The following is a 5,613-nucleotide window of genomic DNA, read 5'->3' as shown; positions in this document are numbered from 1 at the left end:
CGTCCGTTGACGGCGATGGTTCGCCCAACGACTGAAACGTCGCCTCCGAAGCGCGACTGCCAGAACGAATGACCGAGGACCGTCACGGGATGGGCACCCGGGCCGCGATCCTCGACCCCGGGTAGAAAGGCGCGCCCCAGGGTCGGGACGATGCCATAGGTCTGGAAGAAGTTGGCGCTGACCAGGAGCGTGAGGACGCGCTCGTTCCGCCCGTCGGCGGTGAGCGAGATCGGCGCGAAGAAGTAGGCAGCCGTATTCTCGAAGACGTCGCTCGAGCGGTCGCGAACGTCCTGATAGTGCGGTATCGAAACGGCCCCGTACTCGATGCCGGGCCATTCCCGGTAAATCTGAACGAGCTCCTCCGGCTCGACGACTCCATCCAGTGGTCGGATCAGCAAGGCATGGACCGCGGAGAACGTAGCGGCATTCAGGCCGATCCCGAGGGCGAGCGTCGAGATGGCGATGATTGAGAAGACGGGGCTCTTGACCAGCAGGCGAAGGCTATAGCGTAAGTCGTTGACCGGATTACCGCTCATGGGGACTAAGACGGACGAAGTGTCCCAAAAGTTCAGACCTCGAGCTCGGATGACGCGAGCTGCCAAGGCCTTTCGGCCGCATCACCGCGAGCCCCTGTTCGACGAATCCGCGTCGAGCACTGGGTCCTTGAAGCGAGCGCAGTGAGACAAGATTTGGACAATCGTCCGAGGCGCGGTATATTCCTAGCAATGCTAGGAATTAACGATGCCGCGTGACACCCTCGGTGAGTTCGAACAAGTCGTCCTGCTCGCCTGCCTGCAACTTGGCGACGGTGCCTACACGGTTCCGGTCATCGACGAAATCGAAGCTCGAACCGGACGGAGCGTTTCTCACGCCGCGGTCTACGTCGCCCTCCAGAGGCTCGAAAGCAAGGGCCTGGTGCGCTCCCGGCTCGCCGAATCGACTGCCGAGCGAGGAGGCCGGGCCAAGCGCTATTTCCGCGTCACGCCTCGGGCGATCGAACGCCTCAGGCAGTCGCGCGAGATCTTGCTGAACATGTGGCGAGGTCTGGAGTCGATCGCTAAATGAGACACGAGGATCCGCCGCGGCTCCTTTCGTGGGCCCTGCGACGAATCCTGCCCCCGGAGCGGGTCGAAGACGTGCTCGGGGATCTCGCGGAAGGCGCTCAGCGAAAATCTCACCCGCGCGTCTGGTACTGGCGGCAGGCGGCCTCGTTCGCGCTGCGACTCGGGGCCGAGACCGCCCGTGAATGCTGGGAATCCGTTCGCCCGCGCACGTCTTTGCTCTCTCCGCTCGGCTTGCTGACCGAGCTGAGACAGGCCGCACGCGCGGGAGCTCGAAAGCCTGGCTTCTTTCTTCTCGCGCTAATCACTTTGGCGCTCGGCATCGGTGCAAACGGCGCCCTCTTTAGTTTGATGGATGCCATCTATCTTCGGCCCCTGCCTCTTCGTGATCCGGATCGACTCGTCAAGATCGAGGCGACGTCACCGAAGGCATACCTGGGCTTCATCTCATATCAGGAAGCCCAGGCCATCGGGGCGGACTCGCCCGCATTCGAGGAAGTCGTGATGGTGGGCAGCCGCGGCGTGACGCTCCATCGCGATGGGGAGCGTCATCTTCTGCTCGTGGACTACGTTTCCGAGCGTTTTTTCGAAGCCATGGGGATTCCCATCGCAATGGGAAGGAGCTTCGCTGAAGTCGAGAGCTCGCGGTCCGACACGCCTCTCGTGATCATCAACCACCGGCTGTGGCAAGAGAGGCTCGGCGGACGGGAGGACATCATTGGAAGCGCCGTACAGCTAAACGATACCTTGTTCACCGTCATCGGCGTCACACCTGCGGGCTTCGTGGGCCTCGACCGGATCGTTCAGACCGATGTCTGGGTGACGGCGGAGCAGGCCTCGTTCGTCGTCCCTGGACTGAAAGACGAGCTCGCGAACCGCCACCAACGCTGGTTCGAGCTGTATGGTCGTATCGGTTCCGAGGCGAGCCGTTCCGAAGCGCAGGCTCAGCTCGATACCATCGCGGCACGCTGGCACCAGGAGGAGCCGCAGCAGTACCCGAACAGCGGCTTCCGGTTGACGGGTGTCTCCGAGACGCATCGAAAACAGTTTCGCGAAGGGATGGTGCTCCTCGCTCTTCCCGCGCTCGTCCTTCTGATCGCCTGCGCGAACGTCGCGAACCTGCTCTTGGCCCGAAGCGAAGCGCGCAGAAGGGAGCTCGCCATCCGAACCGCCGTCGGGGCCGGTCGAGCGAGACTCGGCCGACAGCTTCTGGCCGAGAGTCTCGTCCTCGCGCTCGGCGGCACGGCGGCTGGACTCGTGATCGCGTGCTGGGCGACACGGTTCGTATCGGCCCTCGTCCCACCGGCCGCCATTACGTACACCATCGACGCGCGCTTCGATCTTCGTCTCCTGGTTTTTTGCACAGCGCTCTTTCTCGTCGTCACCATACTCTTGACCCTGGCTCCGGCGTCGCGCCTCTTGAAGCCGAACGTCGTGCGCGACTTGAAGGCTTCCGGAGCCGCTCCGCGCGCCGGAGCTCGATTCTCGATGCAGCACGTCATCGTGGGCGCTCAAGCCGCCATCGGAGTCGTCGTTCTCGTGGCGAGCTCTCTCATGGTGCGCAGTCTCTGGTACAGCTCTAGCCTGCATCCGGGGTTCGACCCGCACAAGGCGCTCGCAACGCTCTATCTCGTGCCTGCCCTTCAGGGATACGATAATGAAACGTCCTGTCGCTTTTTCGAAGAGTGGCGCGAGCGGTTGTCGGCGTTGCCGGCGGTCGACCGAGTGAGCTACGCCATTCGACTTCCGGCGCAGAGCAACGAGTCCGGCTGGGCGACGGATGTGGCGATTCCGGGAGCGGAGCCGCCTCCGGGAGAGGAGACTTTTCGCATCCGGTACACGATGGTGGGTCCGGACTACTTCGAGGTGATGGGAACGCGTCTTCTCCGGGGTCGTGGCGTCACCGAAGCCGACCGGCCCGATAGCCATCCCGTGGTGATCGTCAACCAGACGATGGCCGAGCGATTCTGGCCGGGGCGAGATCCAATCGGAAGGACGATCCGGGTGGGAAAGCAAACCGCCGTTCTCCGGGAGATCGTCGGCATCGCCGAGGACATCAAGATCGCGGATCTCTACGAACCGCCCGAGCCTTATCTCTACGTCCCGTACGCCCAGGACCCGCAAGGGTTCGGGCTGCTTCTCGTCGAGAGCGCGCTCGAGCCCAGCGCGCTCCTGGGCATGGTGCGGGCCGAGATCGGCCAGCTCGCCCCGGACGTACCGATCCTGGAAGTGGGAACGCTCGCGCGTCACATGGAGATGGTGCTCTTCGAGGAGCGACGGGACGCCTGGATCGCGGTGGGCGTCGGCCTTCTCGCTCTCGCCCTTACCTCAGGCGGCCTCTACGCCCTCGTCACTATGATCACGAGCCACCGGACCAGAGAGATCGGTATCCGCGTCGTGCTGGGGGCAAACACCCGGAGGGTGCTCTGGCTCGTGATGCGAAGAGGCATCGGACCGGCCCTGGTCGGCTCCGTCGTCGGCATCGGAGCCGGTCTTCTGGCGCACGGTTATTTGCAGAGTCGCGTACATGGGATCGCCACCGACGACCCGTTGAGCTTCGTTATGGGTGCGGTCGTGCTGCTCCTTGCCGTTCTCGCGGGGAGTCTTCTGCCGGCCGTACGCGCGGCTCGGCTGGATCCGTCGGTCACGATGCGCTACGAGTGACCCGCCCCGGGGCACCGGCGCGCCCAAGTGCGCAAGATGCCCCACCCCTTCACACGAATCAGCCGTTTAGCGCGGGAACGGTTCTTGCTCTAGCAGCAGGGTGATGAAAAACTCGGCTCACTCGGCGCGAAGCGCCGCAACAGCCGAGCCGTGACGGCCGGGCGATCGCGGGTCTCGCCACGCACTGAGCACGAGGGAGAGATCGACATGGGTGCATTGCAGGAGGCTTTCCTACGGGACCATCGGGTGCTGACGCGCGGGTTGACGGAGCTCGTCGATCTCGTCGAGGAAGACCGCTTTCGCGAAGCGGCCGTTCGGGCGTGGGAGCTCGACGCGGCGGCCGGAGCACACATCGAGTTCGAGGAGGCGCGCTTCTATCCGGAGGTCGAGAAGGCACGCGGCGCGGCATATGTCGATACCTTGTACGACGAGCACCAATCCGGGGTCGAAGCCATTCGCGCTCTCGAGGAGCTTGACACCAGCGACGCGGTCGATCCGGAGCAAAAGGAGCTCATTCTGAAACACCTGCGCCGGGCGCTCCAGCATGCCGTCAGCTGCGGCACGTTGTTGAGCCACGTCACGACCATGGGCGAGGAAGATCAGCGGGACCTGCTCGACGCTTTGGAAGGGTTTCGCAAAAAGGGCCGCCGCTGGACGCAGCTCGAGCGCCGTCGCCGATAAACGGCGTCGTCCGAAAGTGACATGTGTCGGTTGTACGGTTTCCGCGCGAACGAGCCCACCAAGGTCGAATGCAGCCTCGCGCATGCGCAGAACGCCCTCTTACTCCAGAGTCGGTCCGACATGTTCGGCCGCGCTCATGCCGACGGATGGGGATTGGCGTTCTATCGGAACGGCGGAGCGTCCTTGGCGGTCGAGCGGCGCGAGCGAGCCGCGTACGAAGACCTTCATTTCAGCGCCACCGCCGAGCGCGTCTATGCCACGACGGTGGTCGCGCACGTGCGGCGTGCCACCGTGGGAGGGCCGGCCGCGGCCAACACCCATCCGTTTCGCGAAGGCTCTTGGATCTTCGCGCACAACGGGACGGTTAACGATTTCGCCCAGATCGAGGGACGGCTCGCAGCCGAGACCGATCCCGACTTGAATGCGCTCCGGCGCGGCACGACGGATAGCGAGCGAGCTTTTCTCTGGATCCTTTCTCGAATGCGCCGTGAGGGTATCGACCTCGACGCCGATGATGGCCAGGACGTCGACGTCGGGAGAGTCGGAGAGCTCGTGAGCGCGTCGGTACTTCGCCTGAGCTCGATGGCGCGAAGCTCGAAGCTCAACTTCCTTCTGACCAACGGCCGGGTGATGGTGGCCTCCCGGTTTGGAAACTCCCTGTACCTGCTCGAACGAGACGGCGTGCGCGACTGCGAGATCTGCGGCATCCCGCACGTGCATCACGACGCCAAGCACCGCTATCGTGCCGTCATCGTCGCGTCCGAGCCGATAACCCACGAGCACTGGGTCGAAGTCCCCGATGCCCACCTCGTGGGCATCGAACGCGATCTATCGTTGTCGGTCGAGCCGATGTCATGATCTTCTCGGTCTTTCGGGGAGCCGTCACGAAGGAACAAACCGTTCAAGGTAGCCCGACACGCATCCACGACCGGCGGAACCGAACAAGGCGTGGAAGAGCCCTCGGCACCACTACGTCCGCGCGATGGAGCGCCTCCTCCTGCGTCGACCCGAAAGCGACGTAGCTCAAACCACTCCGCGCCTTCATGCGTGCCGGATCGAAGAAGACGAGCCAGCCGTTTGCCATCCGAGCGTCGAATAAGTCGTCCTCGAAATGCTCGAGCACGTGCCGGAACGAGACGTCGCGAAGTCCTGGAACAAGCAGACTGCGTACGGCGTAGGCCGGCTCGTCGCGTCCCTCGAACAATCG

General features: G+C 63.9%; 6 protein-coding genes. 4 read left to right on the top strand and 2 right to left on the bottom strand.

Annotated features, from left to right (window positions below; genetic code table 11):
• Nucleotides 1–536 (bottom strand): ABC transporter permease (locus VEK15_04860; protein ID HXV60001.1); only part of this gene is annotated, 536 nt, incomplete at its 3' end.
• A gap of 205 nt (nucleotides 537–741) precedes the next feature.
• Between VEK15_04860 and VEK15_04855 the strand changes: the two genes are divergently transcribed.
• The 4 genes from VEK15_04855 (at nucleotide 742) to VEK15_04840 (ending at nucleotide 5,264) form a co-directional block, all read left to right on the top strand.
• Nucleotides 742–1,065: a PadR family transcriptional regulator gene (locus tag VEK15_04855; GenBank protein ID HXV60000.1), complete on the top strand. Its 324-nt coding sequence runs from the start codon at nucleotides 742–744 to the stop codon at nucleotides 1,063–1,065.
• Nucleotides 1,062–3,725, top strand: a complete 2,664-nt coding sequence (locus tag VEK15_04850) for an ADOP family duplicated permease (protein ID HXV59999.1) — start codon at nucleotides 1,062–1,064, stop codon at nucleotides 3,723–3,725. Before VEK15_04855 ends, VEK15_04850 begins: the two co-directional genes overlap by 4 nt.
• 207 nt (nucleotides 3,726–3,932) lie before the next feature.
• Complete coding sequence (locus VEK15_04845) at nucleotides 3,933–4,406, top strand: hemerythrin domain-containing protein (GenBank protein ID HXV59998.1); 474 nt, start codon at nucleotides 3,933–3,935, stop codon at nucleotides 4,404–4,406.
• A gap of 30 nt (nucleotides 4,407–4,436) precedes the next feature.
• Nucleotides 4,437–5,264, top strand: a complete 828-nt coding sequence (locus VEK15_04840; protein HXV59997.1) for a class II glutamine amidotransferase — start codon at nucleotides 4,437–4,439, stop codon at nucleotides 5,262–5,264.
• Nucleotides 5,265–5,307: 43 nt separating this feature from the next.
• On the opposite strand, the gene VEK15_04835 is transcribed toward VEK15_04840, so the two are convergent.
• A partial coding sequence (locus VEK15_04835; protein HXV59996.1) for a hypothetical protein occupies nucleotides 5,308–5,613 on the bottom strand: 306 nt, incomplete at its 5' end.

This window comes from Vicinamibacteria bacterium, from assembly GCA_035620555.1.
Lineage (GTDB): Bacteria > Acidobacteriota > Vicinamibacteria > Marinacidobacterales > SMYC01 > DASPGQ01.
The sequence above is the reverse complement of the archived record's forward strand: the minus strand, read 5'-3'. Positions and strand labels throughout refer to the sequence as shown.